We start from the raw sequence: 19391 nt of genomic DNA on the forward strand, positions 1-19391 counted from the left end.
GCAAGCTCAAGACGCCGAACACCTCCCACTTCCTCGCCGGCGAGACCCCGAAGGAACTCACCGACAAGGAGCTGTACGAGGGCGTACTGGCCACCTGGCGCCCGTAGCGGCCCGCGCGGGCGGACGGAGAGGGAGACGAGGAAGACCCCTCCGTCCGCCCGCCGAAACGCGTGTGAGTCGATCTCCATCCGCCCAGTAGGATTTCGACCATGGCGGCCACTGGAACCGAGAAGCAGGGGGCGAAGGCGTTCTACGTCTCGACCCCCATCTACTACGTCAACGACGCTCCTCACCTGGGCCACGCCTATACGACCGTCGCAGGCGACGTGCTCTCCCGCTGGCACCGTCAGCGCGGCGAGAAGGTGTGGTACCTCACCGGCACGGACGAGCACGGTCAGAAGATCATGCGCACGGCCGAGGCGAACGACGTCACGCCCCAGGCCTGGTGCGACAAGCTCGTCGAGGAGGCGTGGAAGCCCCTCTGGGAGCACCTGAACATCGCGAACGACGACTTCATCCGTACCACGGAGAAGCGGCACACGGACCGTGTGCAGGAGTTCGTGCAGGACCTGTACGACAAGGACCAGATCTACAAGGGCGGGTACGAAGGCCCGTACTGCGTGGGCTGCGAGGAGTACAAGCTCCCCGGCGACCTGATCGAGGCCGAGGACGGCACGAAGCTGTGCCCGATCCACAAGAAGCCGGTGGAGCTCCTCAAGGAGGAGAACTACTTCTTCAAGCTGAGCGAGTACGGCCCGAAGCTCATGGAGTTCTACGCGGCCAACCCGGACTTCATCCAGCCCGAGTCCGCCCGCAACGAGATCGTGAACTTCGTCAAGCAGGGCCTCCAGGACCTGTCGATCTCCCGCTCCACCTTCGACTGGGGCGTCCCGGTCCCGTGGGACCCGAAGCACGTCATCTACGTGTGGATCGACGCCCTGCTCAACTACGCGACGGCGGTCGGCTACGGGGCCAACCAGGAGAAGTTCGACGGCACCTTCCCGGCGAACGTGCACCTGATCGGCAAGGACATCCTGCGCTTCCACTCGGTCATCTGGCCGGCCATGCTGATGGCGCAGGGCCTGCCGCTGCCCGGCAAGGTCGTCGCCAACGGCTGGCTGATGGTCGGCGGCGAGAAGATGTCCAAGTCGAACCTGACCGGTATCAAGCCGCAGGACCTGACCTCGCACTTCGGTGTGGACGCGTACCGCTGGTACTTCCTGAGGGCCATCGCGTACGGCAGTGACGGTTCGTTCTCCTGGGAGGACTTCAGCGCCCGCTACACCTCCGAGCTCGCCAACGACTACGGCAACCTCGCCTCGCGCGTCGCGGCCATGGTCGGCAAGTACTTCGGCGGCGCGCTCCCGGAGGCCACGGCGGCCGGTGACGCCGAGCGGGCCGTCCAGGAGGGCCTGGCACAGGCAGTCGCCACGGCCGATGTGAAGATCGGCGAGGAGCTGGACTTCCAGGGCGGCATCCTGGCCGTCTTCGACTTCGTGAAGCAGGTCAACGGCTACATCACCGAGCAGGAGCCCTGGAAGGTCGCCAAGGACACCTCGCCCGAGGGCCAGGCCCGGCTCGCGACCGTCCTGTACACGGCGGCCGAGTCGCTCCGCGGTGTCGCGGTCCTGCTGAACGCCGTGATGCCGGACACCTCGCAGAAGCTGTGGGAGTCCCTGGGTGCCGAGGCGTCCCTGGGCGCCCTGGCCGGCCAGCGGGTCCAGGACGCCGGCGAGTGGGGCCGGCTGCCCGCCGGTACGACGGTGACGAAGGGCGCGGTGCTGTTCCCGCGCCTGGAGGAGAAGCCCGCGTAAACGACGTACGCGGCGAAGGAGCCCGGGTCCCCGGACACATCGGGGACCCGGGCTCCTTCGCGTGACCCCTCAGCGCCTCCAGCTCTTGAGCGGCTCGGTGTCCAGCTCCACCCCCACCGGACCGGAGGACGTCACGGACGTGCCGTACGCGTCACCGGGCCAGCGACGCGGCGTCGCCCATCACGATCACGGGGGACTTCGCGGGGTCCAGGATGAGCAGCAGCTCCCGCATCCGGTCCTCGGTGAGCGAGACACAGCCCTGTGTGGGCCCCTCGTGGTCCACATGGATCCAGATGCCGCCGCCCCTCTCCTCGCCGAGCGGCCGGTCACGGTCCAGCGGGCTGGTGCCCGGGGTGCGGTTGTAGTTGATGGCGACGACGTAGTCGAAGGAGCCTTCGAGGGGCTCCCCCAGAAAGCCCTCGCCGCTCGCCGCGAAGGCGGAATCCTCGTCGTACGGGAGCAGTGCGCCCGGGTCGGGCAGCCGCCCGCCCGCGTCGGTGAGTCCGAAGACCCCGGCGGGTGACCGGAGGTCCCCCGCGACATGGTGGTCCGTCCAGCCCTCCATGCCGTTGTGGGCGGGCCAGGGGCCCGCCCCGGGTCTCCAGCCGAGAGCGGGATCGTCGAAGTTGTAGAGCACGACCGAGGAGCGGTTGGAATCGGGGCCCTGTCCTGTCACCACGACGGCCTGCCGGGCCGTGGCCGGGATCTGCGACCGGGTCCGCGGTCCCAGTGCCGGAATCACCGCGGGGCGGCGGAGGGGCTCCACCGTGCGGGACTGCGCGGCCGAGGCCCCGGGGCCGGCCGCCTCCCGGGGCGCGGCGGGATCGACGGTCGGCGCCGCCCCGGCGGAACAGCCGATGACCAGCAGGAACAGGGCGACGAGCATGACGTACGGGCGACGCGGGACGGACACGGTGCGGAACTCCTCGGTGAGGGGCGGACGAGCACTTCCCGTGCCAGTCTTTGCCGGGCCTGACGGCCCCGAACCGGAACCGGGGCCATCCGGATGTACCCGTTTCGGGTACCCGAGGTCCGGAAATCCCGCGCGCACCACCCGTACGTATGCGAAGGGACCCGGAACCGGGTCGCGGTTCCGGGTCCTTCGCCGGGCTTCCTTCAGGCCGGTGCCGGTCTCTAGAGGCCGGTGCCGTCCTGGGTCTCGTCCGGGTCGACGCCCATCGTGATCGAGCCGACCACACCGCGTGCCATCTTTCCCTTGCGGTACGAGAGCTTCAGCAGCCCGCCCGTCACCCCGCTCTGGTCGTAGATGGTGTCCTCGGTCAGGGTCGTGCGGGTGGTGGTGCTCGTCGAGTACGGCTCTTCCTTCGCGGAGTCGAGGACCGCGGACTCGTCGAAGAAGAACTGGCCGGTGTGGCAGGTGTGACCACCCTCGTACCCGGCGTCGGTCATCTTCCCGCCGACGTGCACCTTGGTGTGGATGTGTACGGCACGGCCCTGGTACCAGCCGGGGAAGATCGTCCTGAACTCCACGTACCCGTGCTGGTCGGTGAGCTGGGTGCCCCGCAGATAGCGCTCGTCATCGGTGGGTTCGTTGTGTCCGCCCCCACCGCCCGGGCCTCCCGAAGGAGGCGTCCCGGTGGGCATTCCGGTGGGTGCCCCGGTCGGCGCGCCGCTCGGCGGGGCACCGCCGCCGGGGCCGCCCTGGCTCATGCTCTCGTAGCCGGAGTAGATCCCCAGCGCGTCGCAGTGCCAGATGTCGACGGCCGCCTTCTTCAGCGGCTTGCAGGTGTCGGAATCGATCACCTTGAGGCGGAGGGTCAGCGGAATGCCCTCCTTGTCCTCGGTGATGTCCTTGCGGATCTTGTCAGCGTCGATGTAGTACGGACCTTCGGTGGTCTCGGAGGTCAGGCGGTAACACACCTCGCCTTTTCCAGCAGCCGTGCCGGATCCTGTCTTCTTCTCCTCGTCGGCCGAGGCAGTGGCGACAGCCCCTGCTCCGACTCCCGCGGCGGCCACGACCGCTCCGCCGGCGAGGACCACCCGACGCCGAGTCAGGTTCTTCTTGTGTGCGGGTCCCTGGTTGTCTGTCATGCGCCCGGAGACTAGGCAGTCCAGCTGGCAGGAACCTGGGTGACAGCTGTGCGTTCCTGTGTGGCGCGCCGTGACCACCGGCAACGGCGAAAAAACAGTCCCCGGCCGGGCGGCCGGGGACTGTTTCACGTGGAACCGAAGCGGAACCGCTGACGCCTACTTCGCGCCGGTGTCCCGGGCCACCGCGTCCTTGGCCTCGGCCTTCTCCTTCGCCGGCGCGGCGGGCTTGCGGAGCTGGATGTTCAGCTCGCGCAGCCGGGCCTCGTCCAGCACGGTCGGGGCGCCCATCATCAGGTCCTGGGCGTTGCCGTTGAGCGGGAAGGCGATCGTCTCGCGGATGTTGGGCTCGTCGGCGAGCAGCATCACGATGCGGTCGACACCCGGGGCGATGCCACCGTGCGGTGGGGCACCGAGACGGAAGGCGCGGAGCATGCCCGCGAACTCGTGCTCGACGGTCTCGCGGTCGTAACCGGCGATCTCGAACGCCTTGATCATCAGCTCGGGCTCGTGGTTGCGGATGGCACCGGAGGACAGCTCGATGCCGTTGCAGACGATGTCGTACTGCCAGGCGAGGATGTCCAGCGGGTCCTTCGTCTCCAGGTCCTCCAGGCCGCCCTGGGGCATCGAGAAGGGGTTGTGCGAGAAGTCGATCCGGCCCGTCTCCTCGTCCTTCTCGTACATCGGGAAGTCGACGACCCAGCAGAACCGGAAGACGCCTTCCTCGAAGTGGCCGGCGCGCTTGGCGGCCTCGACGCGGACGGCGGACATGATCTTGGAGACCTCGTCGAACTCGCCGGCGCCGAAGAAGACCGCGTGGCCGGGGACGAGGGACAGCCGCTCGGTGAGGGTCTTGACGTCCGTCTCGGTGAGGAACTTCGCGATGGGTCCGGCCAGCGTGCCGTCCTCGCCGACCCGGACCCAGGCGAGGCCCTTGGCCCCGTGCCCGACGGCGTACTCACCGAGGCCGTCGAAGAACTTCCGGGACTGGCCCGCGGTGTCCGGCACCGGCAGGGCACGGACGTGCTTGCCGGCGAACGCCTTGAAACCGGAGTCGGCGAAGACGTCGGAGATGTCGACGAGCTCCAGCTTGGCCCGCAGGTCCGGCTTGTCGTTGCCGTACTTCAGCATCGACTCGCGGAACGGGATGCGCGGGAACGGCGAGGTGACCTCGCGGCCGTTGCCGAACTCGGTGAAGAGCTCGGTCATCAGCTTCTCGATCGGCTGGAAGACGTCCTCCTGCTCGACGAAGGACATCTCGACGTCGAGCTGGTAGAACTCGCCCGGCGAACGGTCCGCGCGGGCGTCCTCGTCGCGGAAGCAGGGCGCGATCTGGAAGTAGCGGTCGAAGCCCGAGATCATCAGCAGCTGCTTGAACTGCTGCGGGGCCTGCGGCAGCGCGTAGAACTTGCCGGGGTTCAGCCGCGACGGGACGACGAAGTCACGGGCGCCCTCGGGGGAGGTCGCGGTGAGGATCGGGGTCGCCATCTCGTTGAAACCGAGCGCCACCATCTTGGAGCGGATGGAGGCGATCACGGCCGAGCGCAGCATGATGTTGCGGTGCATGCGCTCACGGCGCAGGTCGAGGAAGCGGTACTCCAGACGCCGCTCCTCGTTGACCCCGTCCTCGGCGTTGATCGTGAAGGGCAGCGGGGCGGCCTCGCCCAGCACCTCGACCGCGGTGACCTCGATCTCGATCTCACCGGTCGGGAGCTCCGGGTTGACGTTGTCCGCGCCGCGCGCGGAGACCTTGCCGTCGATCCGGACGACGGTCTCCTTGGTCAGCTTCGCCAGGGCCTCGTTGCCGGGGGTGCCGGGGCGGGCCACGAGCTGCACCAGACCGTAGTGGTCGCGCAGATCGATGAAGAGGATGCCGCCCAGGTCTCGGCGATTGTGCAGCCAGCCGCTCAGCCGGACGTCGGTGCCGACGTCAGAGGCGCGGAGCTCGCCGCAGGTGTGGGACCTGTACCGATGCATCGTCGTTCATCCAGTCTTCGCGGTTCGGGGTGGATTGACACCCCAGGCTACCGCCCGTGGGCCCACCGCTTCATTGGCGTTGCCGCCGCACGGCTGTCCGGGACGCACCCGGCTGTCTCCGGCGCCCGGCTGCCGGGCGGCCGCCCCTCGGTGGCGACCGGGAAGAACATCTTCCTAAAGTGGGGCAATGCGCACCGAGGAGATCCTGGCTGCGATCGGGACCGGTCTGTGGAGCTGGGACAGCTCAGCAGGCGTGGTCACGCTCGACGCCGAGGCGGCACGGCTGGTGGGGCTTCCCGCCGAGCCCACGGCCCGCCCCGGCGAGGAGGTGCGCCACCGCTTCCACCCGGCCGACTGGAACGAGATCGACGGCATCGTCAACTTCGCGATCGCCGAGGGCACGGTGGCCGAGGCCAGGATGCGCATCGTGGACGAGGACGGATCGGTGGTACGCACGGTGCGCACCCGGTCCAAGCCGGTCCCGCTGGACACTCCCGGCCGCCATACGTACGTGCTGATGGGCATCCTCCAGGAAGTCGCCCAGCCCCCGGAGGGCACCGCGGCACAGACCCCCCTCACCGGCGACTGGCGGCGGTCACGTGAGGCGTTCCTGCTGGACGCGGGGCGGGCGCTGGCCGAGGCCGGGTCCACCGAGGAGGTCCTGCGGGTCGCCAATTCGCTCTCCATGCCCGGCTTCTCGCCGGACGGACTCGCCGTCTTCGGCGTCTCGGGCGAGCGGCTGACGGTCATCGGGCACTACGGGCACAACGTCGGCGACGAGAAGCCGTTCACCGACATGCCCCTGGAGACGGACTACCCGGCCGCCGAGGTCGTACGGACCGGCCAGGCGATCTACCTGGAGTCCCCCGAGGAGTACCGGCGGCGCTTCCCGACCACCTGGCCCCTCGCCCAGGAGTTCGGGCGCCGGTCCTGGGCTTTTCTGCCACTGATCTCGTCCGGGCACACCATGGGCGCCTGGATGGCCGGATTCGGGCACAGCGTGGCCTTCTCCCCTGACGAGCGCTCCGTGCTGACGACGGTGGCCAGGATGCTGGCACAGGCACTGACCCGGGCGGGGGCCGCCGAGACCGAGCGCGAGCTGTCGCTGGGCCTCCAGAAGGCGATGAGGCCGTCCCTCGGCCCCGGTGTCCCCGGTCTGACGGTGGCGGCGCGCTACATCCCGACAGGGGGTGGGCTTCAGGTCGGCGGCGACTGGTACGACACGATCCCGCTCCCCAACGGCCGTATCGCCCTCGTCATCGGTGACGTCCAGGGCCACGACGTGCGGGCGGCGGGCCTGATGGGCCAGCTGCGGATCGCCCTGCGCGCGTACGCCGCCGAAGGGCACCGCCCCGATGCCGTGCTCTCCCGGGCCTCGCGCTTCCTGGCCGGGCTGACGGAGACGTACGACCGCGCCGACGGTGAGGACCGGTCCGACGTGGCGCGGTTCGCGACCTGCCTGTACGCGGAGGCCGACCCCGAGACCGGCACCCTCGACATCGCCCGGGCGGGCCACCCGGACCCGGTGGTGATCAGCGTCGACGGCACCGCGGTGATCCGGCAGACCGCCGGAGGGATGCCCCTGGGTGTGGAGAAGGACGCCGACTACCCGACGACCCGCGTCGTCCTGGGTCCCGGCGAGACGATCATGCTGTGCACGGACGGGCTCATCGAGACCGGCGGACACGACATGGCCACCGGATGGACCAGGCTCAAGCCGGTCCTGGAGAAGCCCGTCGAGGACCTGGAGGAGCTCGCGGACGCCCTGGTGCAGGCTGTGCACGGACCGGGCTCGCACTACACGATCGGGCCGCTGGTGGACCGGCGGGAGGACGACATCGCGGTCCTGGTGCTGCGCCGCGAGGGGGCGCGGACGCGCAGGACCCCGGGCCGGCGCTCGGCCATGACCATCGCACAGGCGGAGCCCGAGCGGGTCGCCGCCGCCCGGCAGCAGCTGCGGGAGCTGCTGCACGACTGGGCGGACTCGGAGCAGGTCGACTCCGCGGAACTGATGGTCTCCGAGATGTCCACGAACGTGCTCGTGCACACGGACGGGGACGCGCTGCTCCTGGCCGAGGTGTCGGGTGAGCGGGGCGAGCGGCGGCTGCGCGTCGAGGTGGCCGACACCAGCGACGAGCTGCCGCACAAGCGGCGGCCGGGGGAGATGGCGTCCAGCGGGCGGGGGCTGGTGCTGATGGAGATGCTCGCCGACGCGTGGGGGGTGGACCCGAGGGGCGAGGGGAAGTCCATCTGGTTCGAGCTGTACGAGTCGGCCGAGCCGGCGGAACTGGCCGCCCTCGGCTCATGAACCGTCGGGAACCGTGCCGTCCGCCTCGTATCCCTTGCGCAGTTCGCCGATCACCCCGAACACCGCGGCGCACAGCGGAACCGCCAGCAGCATGCCCAGCAGCCCCGCGACCCCGGCGCCCGCGGTCAGCGCGATCATGATCGTGGCGGGGTGCATCTGGACCGTACGGCTCTGGATGACGGGCTGGAGCACATGCCCCTCCAGCACCTGGACGGCCAGCACCACGCCCAGCACCCACAGCGCGATCACGAAGCCACGGTCGGCGAGCGCGACCAGCACGGCGACGGTACCGGAGATGAAGGCCCCGAGATACGGGATGTAGGCGCCGACGAACACCAGCGCCCCCAGTCCCACCGCCCCCGGCACCCGCAGGACCAGCAGGCCCGCGGTGATGCACAGGGCGTCGATCAGGGCGATGAAGGTGGTGCCGCGCATGAAACCCTCGACGGCCTCGAAGGCCCGGCGCCCCATGGCCTCCACCAGGCCGCCCGTCCCCCGCGGGGCGATCGTGTGGGCGAGGTGGACGGCACGGTCGGAGTCACGCAGGAAGAAGAACGTCAGCAGCAGCGCCAGAACGGCGGTGGTCACGAGCGAGCCGATGAGGCTGATACCGGTGAGCAGTCCGCCCGCCGCGCTCGCACCGAACTTCCCGGCGAGGTTCCTGGCGTTCTCCGCCAGGTCGTCCACGTCGGCGACGCCCGCGATGTCGAAATGGTCGATGACCCACTGCGCGGCGTCCTTGAGCGAGGCCACGATCTGGTCACCGGTGTCGACGAGTGCGGTGACCACGATGTATCCGGCGCCACCGGCCACCGCGACGAGTGCGGCGCAGGTGAGTCCGGCCGCCACCGACCTGTTCACCCTGCGGGCGGTCAGCCAGCGGTGGACGGGACCGAGCAGCGCCGTACCGAGCAGCGCCAGCAGGACCGGGGTGACCGCGGTCTTGAGCGCGACACACAGCCAGACGGCCACGGCCACGACACCGGCGGCCAGGAGCAGAACACCGCACCAGGCGGCCGTCCGCCGCGCGGCGTCGGGCAGGAGGGGTTTCCGGGTGGACACCCTCCCACCCGATCACGGGCCGGAAGCCGCGGCCTTCCCGCCGGGCGTACGGGTGACGTTCCGTCACCCGTACGCCCGGCGGGACCCGGTCACATGCCGTGCACGGCGGGAACCTTGCCGAGGCGGCCGGCCTGGAAGTCCTCGAAGGCCTGCTTGAGCTCGTCCTGGGTGTTCATCACGAACGGCCCGTAGTGCGCCATGGGCTCACGGATCGGACGACCGCCGAGCAGCACGACCTCCAGGTCGGGCGTGTTGCCGTCCTGCGTCCCGTCGGCCCGGACCGTCAGTGAGGACCCCTTGCCGAAGACCGCGGTCTGCCCGGTGCGGACGGGCCGGTGCTCCACGCCGACGCTCCCGCGCCCGGCGAGGACGTACGCGAGGCCGTTGAAGTCCTCGCGCCAGGGCAGCGTCACCTCGGCCCCCGGCCGGACCGACGCGTGGACCATGGTGATCGGGGTGTGCGTGATCCCCGGGCCCTCGTGACCGTCGAGGTCACCGGCGATCACACGGAGCAGCGCGCCGCCGTCCGGGGAGGCGAGGAGCTGGACCTGACCACCACGGATGTCCTGGTAGCGCGGGGCCATCATCTTGTCGGCCTTGGGCAGGTTCACCCAGAGCTGGAGGCCGTGGAAGAGGCCTCCGGACATGACGAGGGACTCCGGCGGCGTCTCGATGTGGAGGAGGCCCGAGCCGGCCGTCATCCACTGGGTGTCGCCGTTCTCGATCGCACCTCCGCCACCGTGGCTGTCCTGGTGGATGAAGCTCCCGTCGATGATGTACGTGACGGTCTCGAAGCCGCGGTGCGGGTGCCAGGGGGTCCCCTTCGGCTCGCCGGCGGCGTACTCCACCTCACCCATCTGGTCCATCATGATGAACGGGTCGAGGTGCCGGTAGTTGATCCCGGCGAAGGCGCGCCGCACCGGGAACCCCTCGCCCTCGAAACCGCTCGGCGCGGTCGTGACGGTCAGTACGGGACGGGCCACAGCCTCGGTCCGGGCCACGACCTTCGGCAGGGTCAGCGGGTTTTCGACGGTCACTGCGGGCATGGGAGCCACCTCCGGGAGTCTTCTGATCCCAATTTAGTTGAACGATGAACATCTTGCAAGGCGGCGTTCATTCCCACCACCTCCGCACAGCGCCGGGAGTCCGCACAGCGCCGAGGGCCCGCACCGGACGGTGCGGGCCCTCGGACTGCGTCGGGCCGCGGCCGGCTCCCAGCCGTCCGCGGAGCAACGGCGTTCAGCCGTACATGCGGCGCATCGCGAAATCCACCATCTGCTCCACCGCTTTGGCGTCGAAGACCATGCGGTGATCGCCCTCCATGTCGAGGACGAAGCCGTAGCCCGTCGGCAGCAGGTCGATCACCTCGGCCCCGGTGATCACGAAGTACTTGGACTCCTTGCCCGCATAGCTGCGGAGCTCCTTGAGCGTGGTGAACATGGGGATCACCGGCTGCTGGGTGTTGTGGAGCGCCAGGAAGCCGGGGTTGTCGCCGCGCGGACAGTAGACCTTCGCCGTGGCGAAGATCTGCTGGAAGTCCTCCGCGGACAGCGAACCGGTCGTGAAGGCCCGCACCGCGTCGGCCAGGGACGGCGGCGAGGGCTCGGGGTACAACGGCTGCTCGCCGTAGCCGCCGCCCATCTGCTGCTGTGCACCCGGGTTCTGGTCGTAGCCATACATGCCGCAAAGAGTAATCGGACACATCTGCGCCTTGAGGGGTTGCGCCTTATTACTGACGGGTAGCATCATCGTGGGGGTCAGGTGATACACCCGCGCCAGGCCGTCCGTCGCCCGACCCTCACTCCTCCACGGGGCGCTGCGCGCCACTGCTATTGATTACGGAGCCTTCCCATGGGGCACTACAAGTCGAATCTCCGCGACATCGAGTTCAACCTCTTCGAGGTCCTCGGGCGCGACAAGCTGTACGGCACCGGTCCGTTCGCGGAGATGGACGTCGACACCGCGAAGAGCATCCTCGACGAGGTCACCCGCCTCGCGGAGAACGAGCTCGCCGATTCGTACGCCGACGCCGACCGCAACCCGCCGGTCTTCGACCCCGCGACCAACACCGCGCCCGTCCCGGCCTCCTTCAAGAAGTCGTACCAGGCGTTCATGGACTCCGAGTACTGGCGTCTGGGCCTGCCCGAGGAGATCGGTGGCACGACCTCCCCGCGCTCCCTGATCTGGGGTTACGCGGAGCTTCTGCTCGGCTCGAACCCGGCGGTCTGGATGTACTCCTCCGGCCCCGCGTTCGCCGGCATCCTCTTCGACGAGGGCAACGAGGCGCAGAAGAAGATCGCCGAGATAGCCGTCGAGAAGCAGTGGGGCTCGACGATGGTGCTGACCGAGCCGGACGCCGGTTCGGACGTGGGCGCCGGCCGCACGAAGGCGGTCGAGCAGGAGGACGGCTCCTGGCACATCGAGGGTGTGAAGCGCTTCATCACCTCGGGCGAGCACGACATGTCCGAGAACATCCTCCACTACGTGCTGGCACGCCCCGAAGGCGCCGGCCCGGGTACCAAGGGGCTCTCCCTCTTCCTGGTCCCGAAGTTCCACTTCGACTGGACCACCGGTGAGCTCGGTGCGCGCAACGGCGTGTACGCGACGAACGTCGAACACAAGATGGGCCTCAAGGCGTCCAACACCTGCGAGATGACCTTCGGCGACCAGCACCCCGCCAAGGGATGGCTGATCGGTGACAAGCACGACGGCATCCGCCAGATGTTCCGCATCATCGAGTTCGCCCGCATGATGGTCGGCACGAAGGCCATCGCGGCCCTGTCGACGGGTTACCTCAACGCGCTGGAGTACGCCAAGGAGCGCGTCCAGGGCACCGACCTGTCGCAGTTCATGGACAAGACGGCCCCCAAGGTCACCATCACGCACCACCCCGACGTGCGCCGCTCCCTCATGACGCAGAAGGCGTACGCCGAGGGCATGCGCTCCCTCGTGCTGTACACCGCCTCCGTCCAGGACGCGATCCAGGTGAAGGAAGCCGCGGGCGAGGACGCCAAGGCGCTCAACGGCCTCAACGACCTGCTGCTCCCGATCGTGAAGGGCTACGGCTCCGAGAAGTCCTACGAGCAGCTCGCGCAGTCGCTCCAGACCTTCGGCGGCTCCGGTTACCTCCAGGAGTACCCGGTCGAGCAGTACATCCGTGACGCTAAGATAGACACCCTGTACGAGGGCACGACGGCGATCCAGGGCCAGGACTTCTTCTTCCGGAAGATCGTCCGCGACCAGGGTGCTTCGCTGAACGCCCTCTCCGAGGAGATCAAGAAGTTCCTCGCGGGCGCGCAGGGCAACGAGGAGCTGTCCGGCTCGCTGGACAACCTGGCCAAGGCCGCGGTGGATCTGGAGGCGATCGTCGGCACGATGATCACCGACCTCACCGCGACCGGCGAGGACGTCAAGAACATCTACAAGGTGGGCCTCAACACCACCCGCCTCCTGATGGCCTCCGGCGACGTCGTCGTCGGCTACCTGCTGCTCAAGGGCGCGGTCGTGGCCTCCGAGAAGCTGCGCAACGCCTCCGCCAAGGACGCCGCCTTCTACCAGGGCAAGATCGCCGCGGCGAAGTTCTTCGCCACGAACATCCTGCCGGGCGTCTCCGGTGAGCGTGCGCTGGCCGAGGCTGTCGACAACTCGCTGATGGAGCTGGACGAGGCCGCGTTCTAGTCCTTCCCGCCCTCCCGATGTCAAAGGCGCCGCCACCCGGACTCTCCGGGTGGCGGCGCTGTCGTGGCCCGGGCCCCCTGGTTCCTCCGCCCCTTCCCGGCCTTTCCTGCCCTTCCCGGCCTTCCCGGCTCGTCCAGCCCTCTCCGGCCCCTTCCGGTGGTAGCGCCTTCGTGGTCCGGATGTCTCCGGTGACGGGTCCCTCCTGTTCTCCGGCATTCCCCGAGGTTCTCCGGGGCTCTCCGACAACTTTCCGGACACGGGTCATGGGTGGCCGCCGTACACCGTGAGGCGTCCAGGTCGGCCGTCGTTAAGGTGAAGAACATGAGCTCTCCCCTCCGCTTCGACCGCGGCCACACCGACGATCTGATGGCCTTCCTGATGGCCGCGCCCTCCCCGTACCACGCCGTGGCCGCAGCCGCCGCGCGGCTGGAGAAGGCCGGATTCCGGCAGGTCGAGGAGACCGACGCGTGGGACGGCACCAAGGGCGGGAAGTACGTCCTGCGGGGCGGCGCGATCGTGGCCTGGTACGTGCCGGAGGGCGCCGGCGCCCACACCCCGTTCCGGATCGTGGGGGCTCACACCGACTCCCCCAACCTGCGGGTCAAGCCGCTGCCCGACACCGGCGCGTACGGCTGGCGCCAGATCGCCGTCGAGGTCTACGGCGGGACGCTCCTGAACACCTGGCTCGACCGGGACCTCGGCCTGGCCGGCCGCCTCTCGCTGCGCGACGGCACACACCGGCTGGTCGACATCGACCGGCCCCTGCTGCGGGTCCCCCAGCTGGCCGTGCACCTGGACCGGTCCGCCAACGACGGCCTCAAGCTCGACCGCCAGAAGCACATGCAGCCGATCTGGGGCCTCGGTGAGGTCGAGGAGGGCGACCTCATCCGCTTCGTCGCCGACGCGGCGGGAGTCGACCCCGCGGAGGTCACCGGCTGGGACCTCATGCCGCACCCCGTCGAGCCGCCCGCCTACCTCGGCCGGGACCAGGAGCTGCTCGCCGGTCCGCGCATGGACAACCTGCTCTCCGTACACGCCGCGACGGCCGCGCTGGCCGCCGTGGCCGGGCAGCCGGACGACGAGATCCCGTACATCCCCGTGCTGGCCGCCTTCGACCACGAGGAGAACGGCTCCCAGTCCGACACCGGCGCGGACGGCCCGATGCTCGGCACGGTCCTGGAGCGCTCCGTGTTCGCCCGCAGCGGCACGTACGAGGACCGCGCCCGGGCCTTCGCCGGGACCGTCTGCCTCTCCTCGGACACCGGCCACGCCGTCCACCCCAACTACGCCGAGCGGCACGACCCGACGCACCACCCGGTGGCCAACGGCGGGCCGATCCTGAAGGTCAACGTCAACATGCGTTACGCCACCGACGGCAGCGGCCGGGCCGTGTTCGCCGCGGCCTGCGAGAAGGCGGGCGTGCCGTGGCAGACGTTCGTCTCCAACAACTCGATGCCGTGCGGCACCACGATCGGCCCGATCACCGCGGCCCGGCACGGCATCCGGACCGTGGACATCGGTGTGGCGATCCTGTCGATGCACAGCGCGCGCGAACTGTGCGGCGCCGACGACCCCTACCTCCTGGCCAACGCGCTCGCCGCCTTCCTCGCGGGATGATCCGTCCCGTCCCAACCGCCTTCGCGGACATGGTTGTTGCCGGGCCGGGTACGCGACCCGTACACGGTCCGGAATCACCGGGCAGTCGAGGAGGCGGAAATCATGGGACTCGGAGGATGCATTCTCCTGATCGGTGCCGGAGCGATTCTGGCGTTCGCCACCGACTGGGAGATGGATACCGTCAACGTCGACCTGGTCGGCTGGATCATGATGCTCGTCGGCCTCGTCGGGGTCTTCGTCTATGTGAGCATCGCGCGCCGTCGTCGCATGGTCGTGCCGCCCACCACCACGGTCGTCACGGAGGAGGAGCGCCGCTACCCGTGACCTGACGGGCGGACAGGCACCCACCCGTGCGGCCGGTGTGACCGGCCGTCGGCATCGATGTTCCGGGCAGGGTGTGCCAAGGGCCCAGCCCTTGGCACACCCTGCCCGAGCCAGGTCCCCGGGCGGGGCGCGAAGGCGTGGGACAGGGAGCCGTCAGTCCTGATCGTCCATGCCGGCCAGCACCAGCGGAAGCCTGGACGCCCCGGCGGTGGTGACGGTCACCGGGACGCCCCAGTCCTGCTGGTGCACGTGGCACGCCGGGTACTCGTTGTCCGGGTCGTCGTCGCAGGACGCCGCCATCGCGGACACGTGCAGGACCCCTTCGGTGACCCCGTCCGCGAGGACCAGCTCACGGCTCAGGTCCGTGCCCGGACCCGCCCCCTCGGCCAGCAGCTCCGGCGGGGTCGAGGAGACCAGCAGCCGGGTGGAGGGCCCGTACCTGGTGTCCAGCTTCTGCCCGGCGGGGGCCTGGAAGACCACGTCCAGCCGCAGTGTGCCGCCGGCGACCTCGGTGGCCGCCCGCTGGGTGCGGTGGGCCCGGTCCGTGACCCGTACGGCCTCCTCGGGGAGCCGCAGCCGGGTCAGCCGGTGCCGCGCGGACTCGACGACGACCAGATCGCCGTCCACCAGCACCGCGTCGCTCGGCTCCCGCAGGTCCGTGGCCAGCGTGGTGACCTCGCCGCTCTCCGGGTCGTACCGCCGCAGCGCGTGGTTGTAGGTGTCGCTCACCGCGACGGAACCGTCCGGGAGGGCCGTGACACCCAGCGGATGCTGCAGCAGAGCCTGAGCGGCGGGGCCGTCGCGGTGGCCGAAGTCGAAGAGACCGGTGCCCACGGCGGTGTGGACGGCACCCTCCAGGTCCACGTAGCGCAGCGCGGAGGTCTCGGAGTCGGCGACCCAGAGCCGGTCGCCGGCCGCGGCCAGACCGGACGGCTGCGCGAACCACGCCTCGTCCCCGGGCCCGTCGACCAGGCCCTCGTTGGTCGTCCCGGCGGCGACCTCCACCGTGCCCTGTCCCGGGTCGTACGTCCACAGCTGGTGCACCCCGGCCATGGCGATCCACAGCCGGTCACCGAACCAGGCGATGTCCCACGGCGACGAGAGGTCCACCTCCGTGGCCGGGCCGCTGGTGGCGGAGCCCTGCCACCACTGACGCCCGGTCCCGGCGAGCGTGGCCGTCACACCCGTCGCGAGGTCGAGCGCCCTGATCGCGTGGTTGACCGTGTCCGCGACGGCGATCCGGCCGTCGGGCAGGACGGCGAGTCCCTGCGGTTCGCTGAACCGGGCCTCGTCACGGCCGCCGTCCACGCATCCACGCTCACCGGTACCGAAGTGGCCCCGGACGGTCTCGCCGTCGGCATCCAGCTCGACCAGGCGGTGCCGTGTGGTGTCCGAGACCAGGAAACCGCCGTCGGGGAGGGCGAGCGCCTTGCCGGGGAAGCGCAGATGGGTGGCGACCGGTTCCGGGGCGACGTACGGGCCGTCGCCACGGCGCAGGGTGCCCTTCGCGGCGTGCTCGGCCTCCAGCTCCTCGACCAGCTTCGCGATGGCGTGGGCGTGCCCCTCACCGGCGTGCTGGGCGACGACATAGCCCTCGGGGTCCACGACGACGAGCGTGGGCCAGGCCCGGACGGCGTACTGCTTCCAGGTGGCGAGCTCGGGGTCGTCGAGGACCGGGTGGTGCACCTCGTACCGCTCGACGGCATCGACCACGGCCTGGTGCTCCGCCTCGTGCACGAACTTCGGGGAGTGGACACCGATGATCACCACGGTGTCGCGGTGCTTCTCCTCCAGCTCACGCAGCTCGTCGAGCACATGCAGACAGTTCACACAGCAGAAGGTCCAGAAATCCAGGATGACAATGCGTCCCCGCAGGTCAGCGAGGGTGTACTGCCGGTCACCTGTATTGAGCCAGCCGCCCTTGCCGATCAGTTCGGGGGCGCGGACACGTGCACGTGCTGTCATGACAACAGTCAACAGCACCGTGGCCTGCGCACATTCCGGCAGGGCCTCGGGGAACCTGTGATCCATGAGACTTCTCGTACGTGAGCGACTGTTCGGCGTCGGCGACGACTACTGGATCGAGGACGCGGAGGGGCGGAAGCTCTTCCTCGTCGACGGCAAGGCCATGCGGCTCCGTGACACCTTCGAGCTGAAGGACACGAGCGGCCGGGTGCTGGTGGAGATCCGCCAGAAGCTCATCAGCCTGCGCGACACGATGGTCATCGAGCGGGACGGTGAGCAGCTCGCCACGGTCAGACGGAAGCGTCTCTCGCTCCTGCGCAACCACTACCGGGTCACTCTGGTGGACGGCACCGAGCTGGACGTGAGCGGCAAGATCCTGGACCGTGAATTCGCCATCGACTACGACGGTGAGCTGCTCGCCCAGATCTCCCGGCGCTGGTTGACCGTCCGCGACACGTACGGTCTCGACATCGTGCGGGAGGACGCCGACGCGCCTCTGCTCCTCGCGGTGGCGGTCTGCGTGATCGTCCTGGCGGACAAGGAGCACGGAGAGGACTGAACGGCGGGCCGCCGACGCCGGTCCGGTTTCACGTGAAACCGGACCCTCGGGACGCAGACGTACGGCTCAGGCGAGGCGGCGCGGGGCGAGGCCCAGGCGGCGGTCCTTGAGGGCCGGGAACTGCTCCCGGGTGGTGGTGGCCTTCGCCGGGTCGAACTCCACGGTGAGCACCTCCTCGGCGGCCCCCGCCTCGGCGAGCACCTCGCCCCAGGGGTCGACGACGATGCTGTGGCCCGCCTGCTCGACGCCCGCGTGGGTGCCCGCCGATCCGACCGCCAGGACGTACGCCTGGTTCTCGACCGCACGGGCCTGCGCCAGCAGGGTCCAGTGCGAGCGGCGGCGCTCCGGCCAGCCGGCCGCGACGACCAGGGTTTCGGCCCCCGCGTCGACGAGCCCCCGGAACTGCTCGGGGAAACGCAGGTCGTAGCAGGTGGCGAGGCCGAGGACGGTCTCCGGCAGCGCGACCGTGACGAGTTCCTCGCCCGCCCCCATCATGACCGCCTCGCCCTTGTCGAAGCCGAAGCGGTGGATCTTGCGGTAAGCGGCGGCCCGCCGCCCTTCGGGCGAGAACACCAGCGACGTGTTGTAGAGGGTGCCTTCCTCGGCGCGCTCGACGATGGACCCGGCGTGCAGCCAGACCCCGGCCTCGGCCGCGGCCTTCGCCATGATCTCGTGCGTGGGTCCGTGCAGCGGCTCGGCCTCGTCGGCGAAGGCGGTGTAGGCGAAGGCACCCACCGGCCAGAGCTCCGGGAGGACGACCAGATCCGCACCTCGTTGGTCCACGACCAGCGAAGCCGCGCGCTCCCTACGGGAATTGGCCGATTCATCCGGGTTTATTGCGATCTGGATGAGAGAGGCGTGCACACTACCACCGTCCTGGCACGGAAGCCGTCAACGCGGGCCTACGATCGTCACACGAAAGCACTGCCGGGGTGCCTGCTCGCAGCGTAACTTAGCGAGCGAACCTCCCACGCAGACCGCAGACAGCACCGTCGGTGCCGGCCCTCCCGTCGGCACTCCCCTGCTCTCCAGCCCATGCACCGCAGAACCGCACGAGGGGTCCCGTGACCGTCCATCCCAGCCTCCAGACCTATGCCGATGCCTGGACCCACTCCGTCGAGGCGATAGCCGAGCTGGTCAAGCCGCTCCCCGAGGGCGAGTGGAACCACCGGACGCCCTGTCCGGGCTGGTCGGTACGCGATGTCGTGTCGCACGTCATCGGCATGGAGTGCGAGCAGCTCGGCGATCCCCGTCCCATCCACACGCTGCCGCGCGACCTGTACCACGTGCAGAACGACCACCAGCGCTACATGGAGATGCAGGTCGACGTACGGCGCCACCACACGGCGCCGGAGATGACCTCCGAGCTGGAGTACACGCTCATCCGGCGCATGCGGCAGCTGCGCAACGAATCGCGCGCACCCGGGACCATGGTGCGGGCGCCCCTCGGTGCCGAACAGACGCTGGAGCTGGCTCTGCGCATGCGGGCCTTCGACGTGTGGGTGCACGAGCAGGATCTGCGTAGGACGCTGGGGCAGCCCGGCAGTCTGGATTCTCCCGGTGCTCCGGTCGTCCGGGACATCCTGCTGGCCGGCCTGGCGAAGGTCGTCGCCAAGGACGCGGGCGCGCCGGCCAATTCGGCCGTGGTCCTCGATGTGCACGGCCCGCTGGAGTTCCTGCGCACGGTGAGGGTCGACGCCGAGGGCCGCGGTTCGGTCGACGAAGCACCCTCGCTGGGCCCCGCGGTGACCCTGGCGATGGACTGGGAGACGTACTACCGGCTGGCCTGCGGCCGGGTCCGGGCCCAGGACGTGGAGGACCGGATCAAGATCGAGGGCGACCAGGACCTGGCGGCCGGGATCCTGCGCCACTTCGCCCTGACCCCGTGACACCACGGCCGGCGGCGCGCCCGCCCGCCGGCGGGGGCCGGGGCCGGGCGTGCCGCCAGGGGGCTGTCAGACGGGCACGTGCACGGCCTCGACCCGGCTGACGACGTGGTGGTCGCGTTCCCTGTGCGTGGCACTGGCGTGCAGCCGAA

15 protein-coding genes and 1 pseudogene are annotated in these 19391 nt (G+C 69.8%); 8 read left to right on the forward strand and 8 right to left on the reverse strand.

Going from position 1 to position 19391, the window contains the following annotated elements; genetic code table 11:
- Window positions 1-107, forward strand: a pseudogene (locus VN520_RS19225) (toxic cation resistance protein); the annotation flags it as partial.
- A gap of 102 nt (window positions 108-209) precedes the next feature.
- Window positions 210-1814, forward strand: a complete 1605-nt coding sequence (gene metG / locus VN520_RS19230; RefSeq protein ID WP_325748159.1) for a methionine--tRNA ligase — start codon at window positions 210-212, stop codon at window positions 1812-1814.
- Between the two features lie 151 nt (window positions 1815-1965).
- Here metG and VN520_RS19235 read toward each other — a convergent pair whose 3' ends face one another.
- From VN520_RS19235 to aspS, 3 genes are all read right to left on the reverse strand, one after another.
- Window positions 1966-2727, reverse strand: coding sequence for a hypothetical protein (locus VN520_RS19235; RefSeq protein WP_325748160.1), 762 nt, complete (start codon window positions 2725-2727; stop codon window positions 1966-1968).
- A 221-nt stretch (window positions 2728-2948) separates the two neighbouring features.
- On the reverse strand, window positions 2949-3866 hold the full coding sequence (locus VN520_RS19240; protein WP_325748161.1) for an intradiol ring-cleavage dioxygenase: 918 nt from the start codon (window positions 3864-3866) through the stop codon (window positions 2949-2951).
- A gap of 156 nt (window positions 3867-4022) precedes the next feature.
- Window positions 4023-5840 carry an aspartate--tRNA ligase gene (gene aspS / locus VN520_RS19245; protein WP_325748162.1) on the reverse strand — a complete coding sequence of 606 codons (1818 nt, stop codon included), beginning with the start codon at window positions 5838-5840 and terminating at the stop codon, window positions 4023-4025.
- Between the two features lie 187 nt (window positions 5841-6027).
- On the opposite strand from aspS, the gene VN520_RS19250 reads away from it, so the two are divergent.
- Window positions 6028-8148, forward strand: coding sequence for a SpoIIE family protein phosphatase (locus VN520_RS19250; RefSeq protein WP_325748163.1), 2121 nt, complete (start codon window positions 6028-6030; stop codon window positions 8146-8148).
- Here the strand turns inward: VN520_RS19250 and VN520_RS19255 are convergent.
- The 3 genes from VN520_RS19255 to VN520_RS19265 all read right to left on the reverse strand — a co-directional run bounded on the left by VN520_RS19255 (window position 8143) and on the right by VN520_RS19265 (window position 10890).
- Window positions 8143-9210: an AI-2E family transporter gene (locus tag VN520_RS19255; RefSeq protein ID WP_325748164.1), complete on the reverse strand. Its 1068-nt coding sequence runs from the start codon at window positions 9208-9210 to the stop codon at window positions 8143-8145. The two genes, VN520_RS19250 and VN520_RS19255, sit on opposite strands and share 6 nt — an antisense overlap.
- 89 nt (window positions 9211-9299) lie before the next feature.
- Window positions 9300-10256, reverse strand: a complete 957-nt coding sequence (locus tag VN520_RS19260; RefSeq protein ID WP_325748165.1) for a pirin family protein — start codon at window positions 10254-10256, stop codon at window positions 9300-9302.
- A gap of 193 nt (window positions 10257-10449) precedes the next feature.
- Window positions 10450-10890, reverse strand: a complete 441-nt coding sequence (locus tag VN520_RS19265) for an SseB family protein (protein WP_073750539.1) — start codon at window positions 10888-10890, stop codon at window positions 10450-10452.
- A 171-nt stretch (window positions 10891-11061) separates the two neighbouring features.
- Here VN520_RS19265 and VN520_RS19270 point away from each other — a divergent pair, with 171 nt between their 5' ends.
- From VN520_RS19270 to VN520_RS19280, 3 genes are all read left to right on the forward strand, one after another.
- Window positions 11062-12888 (forward strand): acyl-CoA dehydrogenase, encoded by a 1827-nt coding sequence (locus VN520_RS19270; RefSeq protein WP_325748166.1) that lies wholly within the window; start codon window positions 11062-11064, stop codon window positions 12886-12888.
- A gap of 321 nt (window positions 12889-13209) precedes the next feature.
- Complete coding sequence (locus tag VN520_RS19275; RefSeq protein WP_325748167.1) at window positions 13210-14505, forward strand: M18 family aminopeptidase; 1296 nt, start codon at window positions 13210-13212, stop codon at window positions 14503-14505.
- A 102-nt stretch (window positions 14506-14607) separates the two neighbouring features.
- Window positions 14608-14829, forward strand: a complete 222-nt coding sequence (locus tag VN520_RS19280) for a DUF6458 family protein (protein WP_325748168.1) — start codon at window positions 14608-14610, stop codon at window positions 14827-14829.
- A 153-nt stretch (window positions 14830-14982) separates the two neighbouring features.
- On the opposite strand, the gene VN520_RS19285 is transcribed toward VN520_RS19280, so the two are convergent.
- Window positions 14983-16794 carry an NHL domain-containing thioredoxin family protein gene (locus tag VN520_RS19285; RefSeq protein WP_325748169.1) on the reverse strand — a complete coding sequence of 604 codons (1812 nt, stop codon included), beginning with the start codon at window positions 16792-16794 and terminating at the stop codon, window positions 14983-14985.
- Window positions 16795-16858: 64 nt separating this feature from the next.
- Between VN520_RS19285 and VN520_RS19290 the strand changes: the two genes are divergently transcribed.
- Window positions 16859-17353, forward strand: a complete 495-nt coding sequence (locus VN520_RS19290; RefSeq protein ID WP_325748170.1) for an LURP-one-related/scramblase family protein — start codon at window positions 16859-16861, stop codon at window positions 17351-17353.
- A 66-nt stretch (window positions 17354-17419) separates the two neighbouring features.
- Here the strand turns inward: VN520_RS19290 and VN520_RS19295 are convergent, their stop codons facing one another.
- A complete protein-coding gene (locus VN520_RS19295; RefSeq protein ID WP_325748171.1) occupies window positions 17420-18217 on the reverse strand; it encodes a carbon-nitrogen family hydrolase in 798 nt (265 codons plus the stop codon).
- Between the two features lie 200 nt (window positions 18218-18417).
- On the opposite strand from VN520_RS19295, the gene VN520_RS19300 reads away from it, so the two are divergent.
- The gene (locus tag VN520_RS19300) at window positions 18418-19242 is read left to right on the forward strand and encodes a maleylpyruvate isomerase family mycothiol-dependent enzyme (protein ID WP_325748172.1); all 825 of its coding nucleotides are present in this window, start codon (window positions 18418-18420) and stop codon (window positions 19240-19242) included.
- The last annotated feature ends 149 nt before the right edge of the window (window positions 19243-19391 follow it).

Source organism: Streptomyces sp. (assembly GCF_035563135.1).
In the GTDB taxonomy this organism is placed as follows: domain Bacteria; phylum Actinomycetota; class Actinomycetes; order Streptomycetales; family Streptomycetaceae; genus Streptomyces.